We start from the raw sequence: 18,872 nt of genomic DNA, 5'->3' as shown, positions 1-18,872 counted from the left end.
CCAGTATCTTACACTCTTTCGTGACATTACGAAGTTTACTAACAGTTCGCTTGCGCTAACCATACTATCCAGCCTCGCCACTCTACGGTATGATACTAACCGTACTTGACTTCCCCTCACGGTTCTGTCTTGTCTTGCGAAAGTGTACTTCGTCCCGACCGCTTAATACAACATTAAGGTGCATCGGTCGGTAGGCTACCGCTGACGGAACAGCGGGTTAAAGCTGATACCCGTAAGTATCATTCCAACAATTATCTATGCGACTTCATGTCGCACCCAAGGTATTTCAAGGTGATGCACCGCCACAGCCCTTTGTTGGGCGTTCACTCCTGTACCTAACATGGTCGTACTTCCAAAAAGAACTCGCACCTTGCCGTTGTTCATTTCTTCAAACAGCTTTTTTCTTGCCCTCTCGGTAGTGGCGCATTGGATAAACTGTATTTCATCAGCAGGAATACCGAGCCGTACCAACTTTTCTTTGATGTCGGTATATATGTTCCATTCGTTCGGTTTGTATGTACCAAGGTCGCTGAACACGAACTGTGTACCCCGATTACCATTCGAGCGTATATAGTAATCATAGATTGTCCTCGCACAGATAGAAGCCTTGTTATCGGTATCGTCCTTGAACTTGTCACCCAACAAGCGCATATCAAGAGCCATTTTTCGGGCTACATTGGTCGCAACCAACATTTTAGCCTTGTCGAGGTTGTCGGGTTGCGGAACGTCAAGCCCCAAGTCCTTCCACTGGCCGCTACCGGCAAAAGAAACCAAGCGTCCTATCATTTCCTCCTGCTCAATTGTCGGGGGATAAGAGAGGAAACGCACGTTCTTCTCAGGCACATCAAGATTTATCATGTCGGCTGTACGGTAATCCGTAATCTCACGCAGGAACATTGCCAGTTCCGGTACTTTGATGTAAGTACGAAAACGCTCTTTGCGCTTCACCGAGCCTGTCACGTTCAACTCATAATCTGCCGTTTTCTTTGTGAATATGGCTGCCCACGCATCGAAACAGCTAATCCGTTGCCGTTGAAGCTCCTGCGGACGCAAATACTTGAACATCACATATAGTTCGGTCAGTGCATTTACCACCACTGTACCCGACAGAAACGTAGCCCCAAGGTCACGACCTGTACGAAGTTGGATGTCACGAATGGCGAACAAGAGGTTCATTGCCCTTTGAGAGCCTTTGGTGTTGCCGATACCTGCCACACGGTTATGGCGTGTCTGGAACATTAAGTTCTTGAAAATATGGCACTCATCTACAAAAATATGGTCTATTCCCATTGTGTGGAAGTCCACAGCATCGTCTTTCCGATTATTGATTTTCATACGCAGTTCTTGTAATTTAGCCCCAAGGTTCTGTTTGCGCTTTTCTAACCCCTCCTGCATCTTTCCGCTACGGTAACGCATAGTGGACTGCTCCAAAAATTCAAGGTTACGTTCCACATCGACAAGCTCTTCCGTGAATATATCTATCATGGTTTCTTCTGACTGCGGTATCTTGGCGAACTGGTCGTGCGTGAGTATGATGCAGTCCCAGTTGTTGTTCTTGATTTTTGAAAAGACCTCTTGCCTGTTGGCAGGGGTAAAATCGTCCTTGCCCGGATAGAGAACTTTGGCCGTAGGGTATGCCTTACGGAACGTATCGGCGATTTCGTGCACATTGGCTTTCAGCCCGATAATAAGCGGCTTGTGTGCCAATCCGAGACGTTTCATTTCGTAGGCGGCAACACACATTATCATCGTCTTACCTGTGCCTACCTCGTGCCAACAAATACCGCCTCCGTTCTGCTTAATCATCCAGATAGCATCTTTCTGTGAGGGATAGAGGCTATCGTATGGAAATTGCTCGAAAGAGAGCTGCGGAAAGGTTTGTGCCGAACCGTCATAGTGCGGCCTGACATAGCAGTTGAAACGCTCATTATACACTCTCACCAGCTCGTCCCGAACCTCTATCGGCTGCCTGTCAAGCCAGCGGTTGAAACGGTCTCTAATCTCCTGTATCTTGGTGGCTGCCTCCTGTATGGCTTCCTCGTCCGGTACACGCACCTTATCACCATTGCGGTATATCTCTTTCGTGATTTCAGGTACAGTATCATGCAGGGCATGAACAAACAAATCCTCACCGTTATAGTTACGAACGAAATAGGTGTTGTAAGCCACCGGAGAGTAACTTTGCAGACGTACCATGTAGGTGTCGTTCACATCGAAATACATTACGCTTGTCTCGGTCTCGAAAAGTTCAGTTGCAAAATCGGCATATAACTTAGTGTCAATCCAACGCTCGCCCATGTTAATGTCGAGTTCCTCGTAGGGTATCGCTTCGGGTGTCACATCCGCCAAAGCCTTTACAGCAGTTTCCGTCCAATCTTTTTCCCTGTCCGTGAGTTCGGATAAGTAAGAACCTATCTCCTTGCATTTGGCTATGACATTGCCTGAAAGGAACTTGCCTTTGTGCTCCCACTCCCCGATAGCGGGATTGTAAAATATTTCACCTTTGAGGTCGCCGATGATTTCTTCCTCGGCACTATCCGTGGACTGCATCAGGTAGTCCATATTAACCCTGCCGTAGAAATTCAAGCAGCTTGCCAACGCTTCAATCGGTGTCAGCCGTTTGTTCGGGTCTATCTTCTTGAACGCCACAGGTTCACGCATGATGTCGGACTTGACTAAATCCTTTCCAAGCTGCATTTCTATTGTAAAGACTTCCACGCCGAGGCTGTCAAGCATGATAAACTCCTTGTTGTCGTTCTCGTGGAAACAGCCCCATTTGGCAACAAAGGCATCGTATCGAGCGTTCAGCTCTCTACGCAATCCGTTATCCTCTTTTTGTTCTTCCCTTTCTTTGATTGACAGTTCAAAGTATGCTTTGCGTATAGGAAAATAATCTTTCGCCCTATCTGTATTGACCTTACCCTCGTCCACCGGCACAAAATCAATGGCTACCTCTTGATAAAGACTTGATTTTCGATATTGGATAGTACCCACCTGGCCCTCAAACAGTACCATTGCGCCATCTTTCATCCATGCTTCCACCCCATCCGTGTAGGCTCGTTTACCTTTTACTACTTGTTTCATCGCTACATTCCCGAAAAGGGACATTTGCATATGTTCGCTGCCCTGTCCGTTCCCTGTGAAAAGACTTTTGCGGAAATATCGGCCAAAGTCGAGTTTCAGCAGTGCAGCGAGATATTGCGACATGGCATTTTCATTTCCCTGCCATTGGTATTTGCGCACATATTTTCCGTATTGGTTCTGTACAATGCGGCTACCTGTTGCAAGGGTAGTTTTCGGCATGGTAAACAATTTGTTGGCGTATTCGGTCATTGTGCCTATGGCGTCCGCCTTTTCCCTGCCTACTTGTAAAAACAGTTGTTCCCGTTGTGAGAGTACCGTCTTGTGCGTGTGCTTTTGGAATATCAGCAGGTCACTGCCTACCTCTATACCGCTTGTCTGCATGAAAAGCATATCGGGCAGACGGATTGCACTTATCAGGTCTGCATGATTTACAAGATATTCACGTACGAACTTGTTACCGGGCGTGTCGGCTATGCCCCTCGATGTGATGAAAGCCAATAATCCACCCTCATTCAACAACTCCATCGCTTTGACAAAAAAGTAGTTGTGTATGGTCTTGGTGGCCTGTTCGTACATACCGCCTTTCTTCCACAGCTCCGCATCGAATACCCGGAAATTGCCAAACGGGATGTTGGAGGCTATGACATCGAAAGTTGTATGCTCAAAACCTTGTTCTCCAATGGTTTCAAATGCAGCCGTCCGTGTTAGTGTGTTCTCATGGAGCAGGGAAAGTATCATCCCCGAAATGAGATCTTTCTCAATGGCATAGTCATACGTGCCGGACATGGCTATGGGCAGAAAACCGCCTATACCTGCACTCGGTTCGAGAAATGAACGCATTTTGAGGCCGTTTTCGCTGAACGTGGCGTGTATCTGCCGCACCACTGCATCAACAAGGAATTTAGGAGTGTAAAATGCTGTCAGTACAGATGCTTTGATACCCTCTATGACATTGTGTCGCATGGGTTCTGTGAAATGAGGGTAAGCATTGATTAACTCCTGCAATCTTTGTATCGGTTCTTGCATATCACCACTTATGGGCTTGTCCGTACCTATATTCAACACTTCTTTGATACCCCCGAAACCAGAATATCGGGATAAAATTTCTTTTTCTTCCGCAGTGGCCTGCCTGCCTTGAACTTGGATTTTCATTGCCGTTTCTATGGCTTCCACGTTCGCTACCAATGATTTCAATTTGTTGTAACTCATAATTTAACCTTTCTTTTTTTCCCTTTTTTCAGCCTGTTTGCGACCTTTGGGATTTATTTTTCTGCCTCCAAAAGGTGGCGGAAACAATCTGACAAGGCTGATGCGGAAAAATACGCTCGACAGACGGAGAGGAAGATTTTTGCGGCTCACTCGCAGCGGAACGCCGGCATTGGCAAGATTGGAGCAGCCTATTACCTTTGCGGGAAAATAAGTCCACGAGAGGTCGCACGGCAGCAGCAAAACGATAATAAATGACAATCAAATAGAAAGGGATGAATAAAACTGTAAAACAGGGGTGTTAAAACAGGGTAACGGGCAATCGGAACGGATTGCCCGTACTATAATCGGAGGAAAGTGAACTATAAAGGGAGGTGGAATCGGGTGGATTGGCCCATCTCTTGATAATTGCAGTCTATTACTCTCAGAATGACGACTATATTAAATGTCGTAAAAAAATGCAACGGACTATTTTTTTTGTATCATGAGCGTATTATTCAGCAAATTAGTTGTATCTTTGTAATCGCATAGATTTTTTTGAAATGAAAACAGCTATACAGATTGCTAAAATAAGAGCAGTGGTACTCTACATCATGCAGAGTTTCACTCAAGGAGTGGACTATATAAAGTTATTTAAAATACTTTATTTTGCCCAACAGGACCATCTTGTCAAATATGGCAAAGTGATTGTTGAAGACTCTTTCAGAGCATTGAAGCATGGCCCGGTGCCAGCCTATACCTACAAGGCACTGCAAATTGCAGAAGGCAAACCTTTGGATGGGAATTTTGACGAGTTCCTTTCAGACATAGAGGTTCGTGACAAGAAGGTATATACTTCTGCCGTACCCGATATGGACTATATATCAGGTGCCAACAAACGTTGTCTTGACGCTGCTATCGCTAAATATAAGGATACAGACCCTTATGACTTGTCCGATTTGTCGCATGACTCGGCATGGGAAGAAGCGATGACACGCATTCAGGATGATCCTCAAAAAAACTTCATTACCATTATAGATATAGCCCGGGCAGGAAAGGCTACCAAGGACATGGTAGATTATATCCGAGAAAAGCAGATTGTCAAGAACGCTTTATCTTAAATCAAATGGACGACAAAACCGGTGCATTGGAAAAGCTGAAAGCTATAATGGCCAAAGCTGAGCAAGTAGATATGTCATCAGTCAAAATTGGTGACATTATTTATGTCCCCTTGGACGAAGAGGACGGACTGATACTAAAAGACGGATATAAAGACCGCAATAAATATATTGTTATTATCGGCTTTACTCCGGAAGGTGTCGCTATCGGTGCCTTACTGATAAATTCGGAAATAGATTCTTCCAAGAGGTCGGAAGAGCTACTGGACTGCCAATATCCTTTGATGGTTCGGAACTATCGTGATATTCTGGACTATGACAGTTGGCTGGATTGTTCCGATATATTCGAACTTTCAAAATTAAAAATCACGGAAAAGAACGGTAAACTGAAAGGTTGCCTGATTTCCGAAGACAGGGAACGGGTAATGCAGTTTCTAAGAGAGACAGAGGTGTTCGATAATGCAACTAAAAGACGTTATGGCATTATTAAATAATGGCGTTAAATCATAGGGCATGGATAGAATAGGTTTAGATACCAGAATTTCAAGGAAAGAATCGTTTCTATTGGCAAATGACGGTTTGTATTTAGGCAGATTGTCGTTGAACACATCTACTCCTGATTCCATATCCAACAACGAGAATATATACGGTAGTCACTTTTCAAGTATATCTTTCAAGAATCGGTATTCCATATATGGAAGTCCCAGTTCATCGTTAAGTCCATACAATCCGAATACATTAACCCCACCAGTTATTTATTTAAGAGGTGAGAAAATCGGTTGTTTGAGTAAAAATGTGAATCTTACAAATCGTGTAGATCCGGACGTGCTTAATGACTGGATGATAAGTCAGCGATTATTTGATTAGTTTTCCATACAGAAAAATACATAAGTCTCCAATCGTAAATTGGGAACTTATGTATTTAGTAGGTCAAATGCTGATGCCGTCCTTTAAAACGACTGGAGTTATCGTTGTAAGTGATAACTTCTTCAGACATCATTAATCTCTACTTTCCAATCTTATACATATTATCACGGGAGTCAAATCGCACACCGCAAAAAATGTAGTCAGGTGTACGCACTGCCCTTGCTGTGTATATATCCTTGCAGTTGCATTCTTCAAGGTATCCTGCCAAACTATCCACCATAATAGCGCAACTTAACTCCGCTGTTTGATGCTTGAACCGCCTGCCGTTTATTTCGACTAACACATAAGGGACAAAAAAATCAAACGGGCTATTGCTTTCGGGGGATAAGATACCGATGTCTATCAGTCTGACAGGATTTAACTTTTCGTCCTTTGCCTTGTCGTTGTCCTTTTCAATTTGTTCACGTAGCAAGCGGAGATAGCAATCTTTCTTCGCTTCAAAAGTATGTATCGACTTAATCCACTCACGAATCCGTTTCTTAAAGTATGCCATACTATTGGAAACAAAGAGCGTTATCCGTCCGTCTATGACAAAACCGTAATCGGTCATACCACTCCATTTACCCATACATTTATGGCGTACAGGTTCCCATGTCTTGCCTCCTACAAGGGCAACAAATTCATCTACTGCTGCTTTCTCTTTCCTTTTCATTGTATATAGTTTTTAAAATTCAGGAATAGTTGCTTTCTCAATCAAAACGTTGTCGGCATAATACTCAATCGCCCCCGTCGTAACACCAATATCCTGACAAACTGTTCTGAGATAGTTTTGATAGTCGTTTCCAGAAAAGTTCTTACCACATAAGTTTTTGAAAATCATCGGAATGGATATATCGTCTGTACTCGATAGTATCACTTTGCCATTCTGCCTAATCTCTGTTTTCATAATGTTATTTTTTTTATTGTTACTATTTCCCTTTTTTCGGCCTGTTTGCGACCTTTGGGATTTATTTTTCTGCCTCCAAAAGGTGGCGGAAACAATCTGACAAGGCTGATGCGGAAAAATACGCTCGACAGACGGAGAGGAAGATTTTTACGACTCACTCGCAGCGGAACGCCGGCATTGGCAAGATTGGAGCAGCCTATTACCTTTGCGGGAAAATAAGTCCACGAGAGGTCGCACGGCAGCAGCAAAACGATAATAAATGACAATCAAATAGAAAGGGATGAATAAAACTGTAAAACAGGGGTGTTAAAACAGGGTAACGGACAACCGGAACGAATTGCCCGTACTATATCGGAGGAAGGTGAACTATAAAGGGAGGTGGAATCGGATGGATTGGCCCATCTCTTGATAATTGCAGAATGACGACTGCATTAAATCATAGGGAATGAGTAAGTCTTTTTGATAAGACAGAATGCAGTTCGGAACAGGCAATCTGAAAAACAATGGTTTTTGTTTGCTTGTCCGCCAATCTTTCGTTATCTTTGTCAAAATGAAGACAGCAGACGGTACTTTCAGGTACGGTCATTGTCGTGACATGGAAGATTCATACTCGGCTTGGAAACAGGCGGAGATTGATATACATATTATACGTTCACTGAACGTCTTGGAATAGAAAACTAACACTTATCAAAAAGACAAGATGTATAGCAAAATATTCATACTGTATGTTTATACAGCAAGGGTTTGCTTATCTGCCTTTTAGGTATGGCAGTACCTCTATTCCGGAATAGTGTGGGTTCATGCTGTTCTTTAGGGTGCAAGGTGGACATAATTCTTAAAAACACATTGAATATGAAACAGATTTCCTTGCACGTGTACCAGTCCATCGACGGTTGTCCAGCTCCTTCGGACAAGCATTTTGATGCGGCTGTGGATGCCTCCAGTTGTGTGCTGATTGACGAAGAAACTTACCTGCGTATTTATATGAACCATTTGGGTTGGCCGATTACGGCGAAAGAGACTTTGGTTGTGACGAACGGCGGCATCGACCTGACGGAGAATGAACGAGTGAAGTTCATCCAAGGAGATGCAGTGGCAGAACTGAGACAGATGAAGGAAGACGGCGACGGTATGGTGGTGGCTTACGGTGAGGAAATCGGGGCTTTACTCTTGGATAACGGGCTGGCGGACGAAATCACAGTGACAACCGTTCCGGTACTAATCGGCGGCGGCGAAAAGGCATTGGAATGCGGATTGAATGACGGCAGAGCTTGGATTGTGCGGTCAAATAAGGTGCTGGTGGACGGAAAAATGAGGACGGTGTACGGGAAGGTCTAATATGACAAATAGATATTATAGCAAAAGTGCAGCAACCAATTGCTGCACTTTTATTATAAAAGACGTGCCCTAAACATGCTAAATAGGCGAAAAGTAAGGCAAGTATATTACTTTTTAAGCCGAATACTAAAAAAGGTAGAGAAAGATATAAGGAGGATGGAGCCTCCGAAGATATAAAAATACAGCACACCAACTAAACCGGTACATAGGTAAAGCCGGGCAATACATCAGAACTAATAGCGTACTTTGCCATATCACGCTATGGCTGACAAAACAGCCTTTACATGAATGGCAAAGGAGTTAACGCTACGGCTCGGAATATGCGAAAACAAGATGGCTGTTATACGATTGAGCTGCCATAGAGATTTAGAACTTTTAGTCCATTCGCTGTAGCCTTACGATAAGTATAAAACGTACCACCCTTGGGGTTTCCGTCATACCAGGCAATAAGAGACGAACTGTGAAAAACCATATAGTCGTTGCGTCGAAGCAAACAGCCATGGTAGTAGTGTTCGCTCAGGATGATAACATCATCCGAGTTACAGAGAATAGTATCATACCGGGCTTTCATCGCATCGTTCCACCGCTCGGATTGTCCGCGATACGGTACTACGGCAATAACTTGCAGACTTGACAATTCGGACTGCAACGCAAGAGCAACTTCTGCCGCCAGCATATCAAACCCCATGGCACAACCACAGTAAAAATGACGATAACCTCCAGAGTATGCCTTGGTTATCGCTACCTTTAATTGCAGCTTCAGTTGCTTCCTGTATAGGAATGGAATATTGCGGTGTCCACTGAAGCAAACGGACACTGCCTTATCATACTTTGTCTGGGTCATATTATTTCACTTTGTAATGGGTTCTTGCGAGGAATATACCTCCGAGTACATTAGCACCAAGGCTTTCAAGCTGATTGGCATAGGTAGCATAACTCAGCCCTTTGGTTATCACATCATCAAAGACTACCACAGACCTGCCGTTGAAAAAAGCCGAATCAAACTCAATGACGTTTACCTTACGGACTTCTTTCTCTGCCTTACGGTTTTCGTGAATGGTTAGCCTCTCACCACCCACTGATACATGGTCATAACCATTGATAGCTCCCGTCAGTTCGCATACTCTTTGGCAGAATGCTTTGTAACGTATCTCGTTCTTCTTATCGGTGGATGCCGGTACGGGAGAAAATACAATGTTGGTACATGATGTTCCATAACGTCCGGTCATGTTGGCTGCCGTGCGTTGAGCAACCTCTTCGTATGCCCGTCCATCCTTGAAATCAAAGACTAACTTGCGGTCTGCTATCTCACGCTCACTCACATTGCGTATGCGTGCAGGAAAATACTTACAGAACCATGCCTGTGGCTTGTCCAACTGTTTTTGAAGTTCTATGTCTATCGTCTTTGCCATAACTCTGATAATTTTTCTTTTTCCCTCTTTTTGAAGGCTGTTCAGCCTGCTGAGGGATATTTTCTGCCATCAACTGCCGCCCAAGAATACCGATAAGACAAAACGGGGACAAGAAATACGCTCTGACGTGTCAGAGGAAGATTTTTCGTTCCAGCGATAGTGGCGATTTGATGTTTGGTAAAAGGCGGCTTACTTTGCGGAAAATATGACTACGGCAGAGCTAACCGACAAACAGAATATGCTTTCTTACTACAGGCGGTTGTCATATAGACATGTAGAATAGGTGCAAGATTTATAAAAGGAATGGGTGGGCAGTGGAGCGTCTGTGGCTTGCCGGTCCAAACTTCCCGATGAAGTGACCGTACAACTTAGTCTCAAATCTGGCGAAGCGTAAGCCTTGGCAGTTTGTGACCGAGGTGTACGGTCTTTTCATGTTTGGCTTCCGTAAAGAGTCTTTCACTCACCCCATAGCAGCTCTGCTGCCATAAGGTGAGTGAATGTCTCTTGCGGACAAGTCCTGTGACGCTCCGCTGATGGTGTGGGGCGAAGCTATAAAAACAAACAGACGGCATTGCCGGTTACAAAAGAACAGATAGCAGAGGTCGCTGCAAGGACAACAGGTTGGCTTGATTGACACTTGTGGCAAATGTGCCATCGTCCTTGCTTTATCCCAAAGACTGGTACACAGCATATAGCAGACTTGTATGCCATTTGCCGTGTACCGGTCAGGGCGAACATCTTCTATAAAAGTTGAGCATGTACAATTAAAAGAGGAAATTGTATGGGTAAGACTTTATGATATAAAAGTGATATGGCTTATAAATTATCGGTGCTATTTTAGATTAGTGCCACGATTTTGCTAACTTTGCAAGTGAGTGAAAACGAATTTGATATAAGTAATGAAGCCATAACCCCCATATCCGATTATGTCGAAATACACCGTAATGTTGTAAATTACCAGATTGAAACGGGCCGCTTCATTCAAATAAAAATACGATGAATGCAAGACTATTGTTCATACTCCTGCTTTTCACAATTGGGGCATTGTGGTATATTATCGGCTACTGGCGACGAAAAGCAGGAGAAGCGGCATTCGCCGCCGCACGGTTGACCGAAAAGAGCGAGGAACGTGAACGTTACTGCCGTCTGGCGGTAATGGCCGGTCATCGGGAAGCCTGCCGTATGTTCTGTCTCTTGCATCCCGAACGGTTTGATGGCCATTCTCCCCATAAGCCGTTCAAGTTACGAGGCATCCGAATCTCCTTTTACGGATATTACTATCCGTCACGATACAATGCGCTGCTCAATGATGAACAGAGGGCTTTCTGCCATTCCATCTACCAGTTCAAACAAGGAGATATACACGGAATCGAGTTCTTTAAAACGTGTATGAATGCCTTGCAACTGAAAAAGAGACCTTACCATATAATGTTCATGCCGTGTAGCAACTGGATAAAATACGGTCAACGGTTCAAACGGCTCGACTGGTACATCGGAAAGCACCGACAGGATTTAACTTCAGGACTGTACGACGTTGATATTTGCGATGCACGAGAAAGCCTGCATGAGGCCAAAGGTGGAGAGAAGCGTATCCTCGAACGAAACTACCTCATTACCGGAAAAATCAAAGGGAAAGAGATTATCATCATAGATGATGTGCTGACAACCGGGCAAAGCGTGGTGGATTACAAGGAAGAGATAGAACGGTGCGGTGGCAAAGTAGTGGCGGCTATCTTCTATGGCAAGACGCTCTCCATGCCTTCGATGCTCCTTGTACAAATACACGTCTGGGGCAACCATATTGCCCATATTATTGAACGGATGACAAAGTAACCGGAACGTTTTCAGCCCTTTTCACTTCTCTTTTACAAACCTGCCAATGCTGATATACACTCCTGCCGGATGGATTGGATATAATCGAGTATAAGCGAGGGGCTGATACTCCTGCCATTGAGTTTGCAGGTGATATGCAGGTGTTCGCCGGTGCTGCGTCCTGTGGAGCCGGTAATGCCAACCACATCACGAGGATGAACTATTGCCCCTTTGACGATAAGAATTTTAGAGAGATGACAATAACTGACGGTGTACCTACCATGCCGCAAGGTTACATACTTGCCGGAAGTCTTGTCCTGTCCGACCTTCACGACCACACCCTCCATCATGGCCATCACCTTGTCGCCACGTGCGCGCAAGTCCAGTCCGCCATGAAATTTACTCTTTCCCGTAAACGGGTCCTTACGGTAGCCATAAGGCGAAGTGACCTTGATATAACGTAACGGGTAACTTACACTCAAGTAACGATCCATCCACTTTTTCTTATCCATATCTGCGGATACCGGGATACCTGTTGAAACTTCCTGTACGGAAATCTCGCTTTCGGATGCCGGTTCCGCTTGGTCTAACCCCATATCCAATACCTCCATCTTGTAGCGTGTTGGGGTAACGGCAACGGTATTGAATTGTGCTTTGGCTGGCGTGATACATAATGAGACACCCGTCATCATCAATAATAAAATCTTTCTCATGGCAGCAAAGTTAGCACGCTCTTCTTATGGTCTGTCCATTGCCGACTGTTTTCTCTCCAAATATAACTATTTAATCAATTTTGAATATGATTATTTGCGAAAAATCATATTCAAAACATTAAAAATATCACTTTATAATCACTTATAAAGAAATGTTTTAGTCATCAGATAAGAAATCGCTCTATATTTGCTGAGTATAATTTTATAACATCGTTCAGAATATGAAAAAAGAACAATTTGAGTTCAACGAACTGCCTTATCCGACATTGGCCCGCTTTGGGCTTACCCAAGAAATGATTGAAGATTTGCCCCTGTGTATCCTGAAAGAAATCGGGAAAGGCGGCTACTCGCCGGTACTGCCCATGCGTGTCACTAACGAGAATGGCGAAGTAATCGAGAGTCGCAGTCGGTTTGCCTTTATCCGTATGGATAGCGGCGAGGTGGATGTGGTCTTTTATCCCACACTGAAGTCGTCACCACTGGAATGCTACAACGAGGAGCAGCAAAAACAGTTGCTTGACGGCAAATCCATCATTGCAGACGTGGCTATGGCGGACGGACGACGCAGTAAAGCTTTCGTGCAAATCGACGAGGAGACAAAACAGGTGATGTATGTTCCGACACCCATCATCGCCCGTAACCTGAAAGTGCTGGCAGAGGTAATGCACTTAGGTACAGTAGAAGTAAACGGAATGCAGCATGGTGAGCCTCTGACGGTGGCAGTGGATGGCGAACCTGTCACGGTAGGCATCGACCTTCACAACAAGACAGGCATCCGTTTCTGCGCAGGTGACGCGCAGAAATGGAAAGAGCAACCCAAGCGTGAATGGGATAAGTACACCTTCGGTTGCTACGGTTGCTGGGTGATGGATGATGACGGCATTCTCGACTACGTTCCAGAGGAGGAATACACCGAAGAACTGTGGAACGAACAGAAGAAAAGCGGTGAGCGTAACCGAATGGCAGGTATTCACAAATAAAACCTATTTAATATAAGCGTATGGCACAACAGAAATATTATCCCGAAGAGATTCTCGTCGAGAAGATGCAGAGCGGCGAATACGGCTGGCTCGATTACATCAACCATTTTTCTGCCGAGTGGCAGGAGGAGTACGCCCATTACTGTGAGGAAAAAGGACTCACGGTCTGCGAAGATTCTGCCGCCGGGTTTGTCCGTTTCAAAGACGAACAATTGGAAGCGGCTATGAAATACGGCAACGCATAACAAGTAACCATCATAACATCAGACTATGACGATACGAACAAACACTAATCCTCGGCAGATGGACTTGCAACCCGAAATGCGCAATCTACTGATGCGTAACGGACTTCAAGCCCATGTCGCATTTGACGGAGGCGGCTACCGGCTGATTGTGCAAGGGCATGATTCACCGTTATTGGTCTATCCTATAACAGAACGACAGATGTTGGCTCTGACGGACTGGGGAACGAATACGGCCAACAAGAAAGCCTACAACATACTCACGAGTATCATAGGAAAAGACTTCTATATGCCGAAAAATTTCGTCCATGCCCGCAATGCCAACGGTCGCGTGGCGATGGGGCTACATGGCTACCGCATCGGTATCGGTGAGTACGGACACATGGGGCGACTGGGTATGCCCCCTCCATTCCTTGGTTGGACACCACGCGAACAGTGGGGTTTCCACCTACGCAGAGTTGGTGGGCAGCTTTTCTTTCCGGGGCCATCCATCGTACCCGAACGCCCAGACGGGCGCATGAAGCCCGGCGAACTGCAATCGGGTGGCTACGGCTTTTACTACAAAGGCGGTCAACAGGAGCAACCCATTGTACAGCAAGATGTATTGAAGAACTTGCAGGAGGTCATTACACCGCTTGTCAGCCGTCCGCGCAGCAAGGAACCGGCACAAGCATACAAGGAGTTGATTGCTTCACCAGTCTATTTTTCCAACGAGAAATGGTCGGAGTGCCTTACTTCGCACGGTCTTATCGTGGATATGGAACGGAGGACACTGACCGTACAATCGGAAAGTGTCAATGCCGATATGGTCTATGACCTGACGGAAGAAGAAGTGAAAAAACTGGCTACCGCATCCATCGAGGAACAACCTGTGGAGAAACGGCTGGATCTGCTGAACGGCATTATCGGAGCGGACTTTGCCGATAAAGTAACGATGGAACAGCTCAACAGCGAACAACACATCAGTATCGGCCTGCATCCCGAAGTGCGGCATGAACTGGAAGAACGGCAGCGGCAGGAACAAGAATTATTCATGCAGCAAGAAACTCCGATGCGGCAGGAATACATACAGGGCAGTATCGGTGCAGCCGTGGACGGGCGTGACCTGCAACTACTCAACGAAAGCAAAGGCTGGTATCGTGAGGAGAAACATGGCCGGGAAGTAGAGGTCAGTGACATTGCCGTGCAACCGGCACAGACGGAGGGTAAATACAAGATGTCCGCTGTTATTGACGGACAGGTCATCAGCCACGAAATCAGCCAGAAAGACTACGACAAGTTTCTTGCTGTGGATGATTACCACCGGATGAAACTTTTTTCGAAGATTTTCAACGAGGTGGATATGAAGACACGTCCTGAAGCGAACAAGGGGCTTGGCGTGAAGATATTCGCTGCCCTTACCGCCGGTGCGGTGGTGGCATCGGAAGTCGCACATGGCTTCCATCACCACTACTCTCCGGAGTTCTATGGCGAACGTTTCAGCGGACCGCCACATCCATACTTCAAGCCCGGCGTAGATACACCGAGAGATGTGGCCATCCGTAATTTCGAGGCACAGATGAATCAAGATATTAATGAAATGAGAAGAGGGAGGTAAACCTATGAGAGACGGAGACCTTACATACGATGACTTTCTGCAACGACTAAACATCCAGGACGTATTGATTGATGCAGGGTATCACCTGAACCGTCGTGACGGTCTGCGCTATCCCTCGTATGTTCGTTTGGACAGCGACGGCAGACGTATCCGTGGTGACAAATTTATTGTGACACAACAAGGAAAATGCTGTTTCCACGCACAACAACAGAAAGTTTATAACATCATTTCCTTCATCAAGGAGCATCCGCACTTTTTCACGGAGTACCATGCGGGTATGTCTCCGGACAGACTGGTGAATCTTGTCTGTAACAGATTACTGAACATTCCTGTCACTGAACGGAAAACCCGAATAGTGAACCCTAAACGAGATGTAAAGCCATTTGACATAGCGGATTACGACATTCATAAGTTCAATCCGCAGAATCGGGAAACGCAGAAAAAATTTTATCCTTATTTTAAAAGCCGAGGTATCGACCTTTATACACAATATGCCTTCCATCGGCATTTTTATCTGGCTACGAAACATCGGGAGGACGGTGCGACCTACACGAACCTGTCCTTTCCACTAACCCTGCCCAAAGGCGACGGAGCGATTGTGGGACTTGAAGAACGAGGACGTGCCCGTATGGACGGGAGCGGCAGCTACAAAGGCAAAGCCGCAGGGAGCAATTCAAGCGAGGGACTGTGGATTGCCAGCCCTGCCCGCACTTCTCTCACCTCCGCCAAACATATCTATTGGTTCGAAAGTGCTTATGATGCGATGGCATATTACCAACTTCATCAGGCACAGAACAAGGATCTGCGAAAGGCGGTATTCATCTCTACCGGAGGGGCACCGAGCCAGCAGCAATTCAAAGGAGCGATAAAAGCAACTCCCCATGCCTCACATCATCTTTGCTTCGATCATGACCGTGCCGGACAAGTCTATGCTATCCACTTTGCTCTCACTCATGCAGGCTGGAACTTCTCCACCTGTCTGTCACAAACCGGCAGACTGATTGTACAGAACAACAGCGAAGACTATTCACAGTATGAAATAGAACTTGAACCATTCAATTTTGAAAAGATTACAGCCATTCTGGGTATAAATGATGCAAAACAAAATTTGAAGAATGGGGAGCGTGACGACATGGGAATTGGTGACGGCTATCTACAGGAAATGAAAATGGTTTGTATGGATGAGTACGAAATGGCTCGTGACGAAGGTTCTGCCAGTGAGGAAGAATTAGAGAAAATGAGAAGCAATCTGGAAGCCATCGAAAAAGCGATTGATGCTTCCATTTCCGGTCCGGAAGCTACAGGATGCATCTTGTATGAATCTGCCGCAGAGGGTTATAAGGATTGGAACGACCAGCTACTCGGCAAACGGATAAAACCAGAGAAGGACAACCTTGACGATTGGGAGATCAGCGGTAAAGCCACGCTGAATCATGCCTTGTCCGATTTGCCCGAAGTCAATCCGGAACATATCCGAAACGGATTATACGACGAAGCAGACCATGAGGCTGTGCGAAAGCGTCTTGAACGTGCGGACAGAGTAATATTCTCCTTTGAAACCAATGACCAAGGAATGTCAGATAAGGGTTTTCAGGAAATGTACAAGATACGGGAAGAACTTGCCCGGTTGGAAGTGGATATAACCAATTCTCTTTCCGGAATGAGAGAAGACTTTCATTCCCGTTTTCACCGATAATCCATAAAACCTATGCAGAGAACTTGTCACAAAACCATTGTCATCCATCCACATACCGGGCAATTTGTCATCAACGAGCTGCCCACTCTCGTGCTGTGCGGCACTGTATGGGTGTACGGAGGCATGGAAGGGCTGCCATTGACAGCTATTGCCACAGTAATTGCCTTGATACTCTCGTTACTGTTACTCTACCGTTATCTCTACCTGCGGCGAATCCGTTATTGCATCGGCACGGAACAACTTGTCAGTGAATACGGTATTATCCGTCGCAAAGTGGATTATATGGAGCTATATCGTATCGTGGATTTTCAAGAGCACCAAAGCCTGCTGCAACAATTTTGTGGGCTGAAAACCGTACGTATCCTTTCAATGGACAGAAACACGCCCCGTCTTGACCTGATCGGTATCTTCCATAGGGACGACCTCGTGTCAATTATCCGTGAACGGGTAGAAACTAACAAACGAAAAAAGGGAATATATGAAATCACGAATCATTAGTCTGGGGCTGGTTGTCTCGCTGGTATGCCTGCTTCCACAGGTGGCAGAAGCCCAAATTGCGGCTTCCAATCCGTTGGAATGGACTGCATTGGCCGAAGGTAACGAACTGATAAACGGGCAGATTGAAAAACAAATAAAGGGACAGACACAAACAGCCTTGCTCCAAAACAGCATCGCTACCGAGTTCAACCAAATCCACAAGTGGGAGAAGCAGTACAACAGTTACCTCAAGACAGCAAGCGGTTACGCTTCATCACTGAAAGCCTGTACGCATCTCTACAATGACGGTGTGCGGATTTTCCTCACGCTGGGGAAATTAGGCAAGGCCATCCAAAACAATCCGCAGGGCATTGTGGCCAGTATGAACATGAACAACCTCTATATAGAAACAGCAACGGAACTTGTCTCTGTTTTTACATTGCTGAATGACGCTGTGGCCAAAGGTAGCAACGAAAACATGCTTACGGGGGCAGAACGCAGCAAGACGCTATGGGCGTTGAACGACCAACTATCGGATTTTAGCCGGAAGTTGCATCTGCTCTATTTGAGCATACGGTACTATACTTTCAATGATGTGTGGAACAACGTAACGGCAGGAATGCTTGACCGTGACAACGGTGAGGCAGCTCGTATGGCTCTGTCCCATTGGCACAGGGCGGCAGTTCTCGTCCGATAAAATATATCAGTTATGAAATGGACAATTTGGATAAGTATATTACTGCTGTGTCTTATCGGTATCGGTGAGGTACAAGCGCAGAATGACCCTGTACTGGCCGGAATGATTGCAGTATATACCGAAAAGGCAGAGAAGGAGCTGAAGAATCAGGAAAAGGTCATGCTGATGCAGACCACCGGACATATTTGGACAAAAGAAGAAGTGCAGGCGACAACAGACCTGCAACGAGAGTTTAATAACTATCTAAACTCTTTCCGGTCAATAGTCTGCTATGCGGCGCAAACTTATGGGTTCTATTATGAGGTATCGAGGCTGACAGACAATATGGGCGACTTCACCAAACAATTGAAGCGAAGTCCAGCCAATACGCTTGCCGTAGCCCTATCCACACAGCGCAACAAGATTTATAGGGAACTGATGATGAACAGTGTAGAAATTGTGAACGATATACGCACAGCGTGCCTTTCGGAGAACAAGATGACGGAAAAAGAGCGTATGGAAATTGTCTTTGGCATCCGTCCAAAGCTCAAAACAATGAACACAAAGCTGCAACGACTGACCAAAGCGGTAAAGTACACGACAATGGGCGACATTTGGCGGGAAATCGACGAGGGTGCACATCCCGAAGCCGATAAACGTAGTATCGTGGACGCAGCCAAGCGACGTTGGCGACAGATTGGAAAGAATGTAAGACCTTAAAAATGTAAT

The 18,872-nt window shown here is 45.6% G+C and carries 20 protein-coding genes; 13 read left to right on the top strand and 7 right to left on the bottom strand.

Features of this window, described 5'->3' with window-relative positions; all coding sequences use genetic code 11:
* Window positions 1-255 precede the first annotated feature (255 nt).
* Window positions 256-4,293 (bottom strand): N-6 DNA methylase, encoded by a 4,038-nt coding sequence (locus HMPREF0106_RS02965; RefSeq protein WP_009041000.1) that lies wholly within the window; start codon window positions 4,291-4,293, stop codon window positions 256-258.
* A gap of 539 nt (window positions 4,294-4,832) precedes the next feature.
* On the opposite strand from HMPREF0106_RS02965, the gene HMPREF0106_RS02970 reads away from it, so the two are divergent.
* The 3 genes from HMPREF0106_RS02970 to HMPREF0106_RS28360 are packed head-to-tail and all read left to right on the top strand — an operon-like array spanning window position 4,833 to window position 6,254.
* Entirely contained in the window at window positions 4,833-5,390 is a 558-nt protein-coding gene (locus HMPREF0106_RS02970; RefSeq protein WP_004308669.1) for a Panacea domain-containing protein, read from the top strand.
* Between the two features lie 5 nt (window positions 5,391-5,395).
* Window positions 5,396-5,881, top strand: a complete 486-nt coding sequence (locus HMPREF0106_RS02975; RefSeq protein ID WP_004308670.1) for a hypothetical protein — start codon at window positions 5,396-5,398, stop codon at window positions 5,879-5,881.
* A 19-nt stretch (window positions 5,882-5,900) separates the two neighbouring features.
* Window positions 5,901-6,254: a hypothetical protein gene (locus tag HMPREF0106_RS28360; protein WP_004323416.1), complete on the top strand. Its 354-nt coding sequence runs from the start codon at window positions 5,901-5,903 to the stop codon at window positions 6,252-6,254.
* 139 nt (window positions 6,255-6,393) lie between these two features.
* On the opposite strand, the gene HMPREF0106_RS02980 is transcribed toward HMPREF0106_RS28360, so the two are convergent.
* On the bottom strand, window positions 6,394-6,966 hold the full coding sequence (locus HMPREF0106_RS02980) for a hypothetical protein (protein ID WP_008640399.1): 573 nt from the start codon (window positions 6,964-6,966) through the stop codon (window positions 6,394-6,396).
* A gap of 12 nt (window positions 6,967-6,978) precedes the next feature.
* Window positions 6,979-7,200 (bottom strand): hypothetical protein, encoded by a 222-nt coding sequence (locus tag HMPREF0106_RS02985; RefSeq protein ID WP_005777269.1) that lies wholly within the window; start codon window positions 7,198-7,200, stop codon window positions 6,979-6,981.
* A 472-nt stretch (window positions 7,201-7,672) separates the two neighbouring features.
* Between HMPREF0106_RS02985 and HMPREF0106_RS02990 the strand changes: the two genes are divergently transcribed.
* Window positions 7,673-7,873: a hypothetical protein gene (locus HMPREF0106_RS02990; RefSeq protein WP_008640400.1), complete on the top strand. Its 201-nt coding sequence runs from the start codon at window positions 7,673-7,675 to the stop codon at window positions 7,871-7,873.
* A gap of 179 nt (window positions 7,874-8,052) precedes the next feature.
* Complete coding sequence (locus HMPREF0106_RS02995; RefSeq protein ID WP_004308674.1) at window positions 8,053-8,538, top strand: dihydrofolate reductase family protein; 486 nt, start codon at window positions 8,053-8,055, stop codon at window positions 8,536-8,538.
* A 340-nt stretch (window positions 8,539-8,878) separates the two neighbouring features.
* Here the strand turns inward: HMPREF0106_RS02995 and HMPREF0106_RS03000 are convergent, their stop codons facing one another.
* The 3 genes from HMPREF0106_RS03000 to HMPREF0106_RS26390 all read right to left on the bottom strand — a co-directional run bounded on the left by HMPREF0106_RS03000 (window position 8,879) and on the right by HMPREF0106_RS26390 (window position 10,641).
* On the bottom strand, window positions 8,879-9,382 hold the full coding sequence (locus HMPREF0106_RS03000; protein ID WP_009040999.1) for an SLOG family protein: 504 nt from the start codon (window positions 9,380-9,382) through the stop codon (window positions 8,879-8,881).
* 1 nt (window position 9,383) lies between these two features.
* The gene (locus tag HMPREF0106_RS03005; RefSeq protein WP_008640403.1) at window positions 9,384-9,950 is read right to left on the bottom strand and encodes a ribonucleotide-diphosphate reductase subunit alpha; all 567 of its coding nucleotides are present in this window, start codon (window positions 9,948-9,950) and stop codon (window positions 9,384-9,386) included.
* A 460-nt stretch (window positions 9,951-10,410) separates the two neighbouring features.
* Window positions 10,411-10,641, bottom strand: a complete 231-nt coding sequence (locus tag HMPREF0106_RS26390) for a hypothetical protein (RefSeq protein ID WP_008776190.1) — start codon at window positions 10,639-10,641, stop codon at window positions 10,411-10,413.
* 305 nt (window positions 10,642-10,946) lie between these two features.
* Here HMPREF0106_RS26390 and HMPREF0106_RS03010 point away from each other — a divergent pair, with 305 nt between their 5' ends.
* Entirely contained in the window at window positions 10,947-11,783 is an 837-nt protein-coding gene (locus HMPREF0106_RS03010; RefSeq protein WP_004308677.1) for a phosphoribosyltransferase family protein, read from the top strand.
* Between the two features lie 32 nt (window positions 11,784-11,815).
* On the opposite strand, the gene HMPREF0106_RS03015 is transcribed toward HMPREF0106_RS03010, so the two are convergent.
* A complete protein-coding gene (locus HMPREF0106_RS03015; RefSeq protein WP_004323419.1) occupies window positions 11,816-12,475 on the bottom strand; it encodes a M23 family metallopeptidase in 660 nt (219 codons plus the stop codon).
* Window positions 12,476-12,696: 221 nt separating this feature from the next.
* Between HMPREF0106_RS03015 and HMPREF0106_RS03020 the strand changes: the two genes are divergently transcribed.
* Genes HMPREF0106_RS03020 through HMPREF0106_RS03050 form a run of 7 tightly spaced genes read left to right on the top strand, consistent with a single transcriptional unit; the run spans window position 12,697 to window position 18,863 of the window.
* The gene (locus HMPREF0106_RS03020) at window positions 12,697-13,455 is read left to right on the top strand and encodes a DUF4099 domain-containing protein (RefSeq protein WP_009040997.1); all 759 of its coding nucleotides are present in this window, start codon (window positions 12,697-12,699) and stop codon (window positions 13,453-13,455) included.
* 20 nt (window positions 13,456-13,475) lie between these two features.
* Window positions 13,476-13,700, top strand: coding sequence for a hypothetical protein (locus HMPREF0106_RS03025; RefSeq protein ID WP_005836766.1), 225 nt, complete (start codon window positions 13,476-13,478; stop codon window positions 13,698-13,700).
* A gap of 25 nt (window positions 13,701-13,725) precedes the next feature.
* Complete coding sequence (locus HMPREF0106_RS03030) at window positions 13,726-15,294, top strand: hypothetical protein (protein ID WP_009040996.1); 1,569 nt, start codon at window positions 13,726-13,728, stop codon at window positions 15,292-15,294.
* Window positions 15,295-15,298: 4 nt separating this feature from the next.
* Window positions 15,299-16,990, top strand: a complete 1,692-nt coding sequence (locus HMPREF0106_RS03035) for a toprim domain-containing protein (RefSeq protein WP_009040995.1) — start codon at window positions 15,299-15,301, stop codon at window positions 16,988-16,990.
* A gap of 12 nt (window positions 16,991-17,002) precedes the next feature.
* Window positions 17,003-17,488: a PH domain-containing protein gene (locus HMPREF0106_RS03040; RefSeq protein WP_004313632.1), complete on the top strand. Its 486-nt coding sequence runs from the start codon at window positions 17,003-17,005 to the stop codon at window positions 17,486-17,488.
* Window positions 17,469-18,164, top strand: coding sequence for a hypothetical protein (locus HMPREF0106_RS03045; RefSeq protein ID WP_009040994.1), 696 nt, complete (start codon window positions 17,469-17,471; stop codon window positions 18,162-18,164). The genes HMPREF0106_RS03040 and HMPREF0106_RS03045 overlap by 20 nt, the downstream gene beginning before the upstream one ends.
* Before the next feature lie 12 nt (window positions 18,165-18,176).
* Window positions 18,177-18,863, top strand: coding sequence for a hypothetical protein (locus HMPREF0106_RS03050; protein WP_009040993.1), 687 nt, complete (start codon window positions 18,177-18,179; stop codon window positions 18,861-18,863).
* The last annotated feature ends 9 nt before the right edge of the window (window positions 18,864-18,872 follow it).

Origin of the sequence: Bacteroides sp. D22 (assembly GCF_000163675.1) — a bacterium.
Classification (GTDB): Bacteria; Bacteroidota; Bacteroidia; order Bacteroidales; family Bacteroidaceae; genus Bacteroides; species Bacteroides xylanisolvens.
Note: the sequence above shows the minus strand (reverse complement) of the source record. Positions and strands in the feature narration are given on the sequence as shown.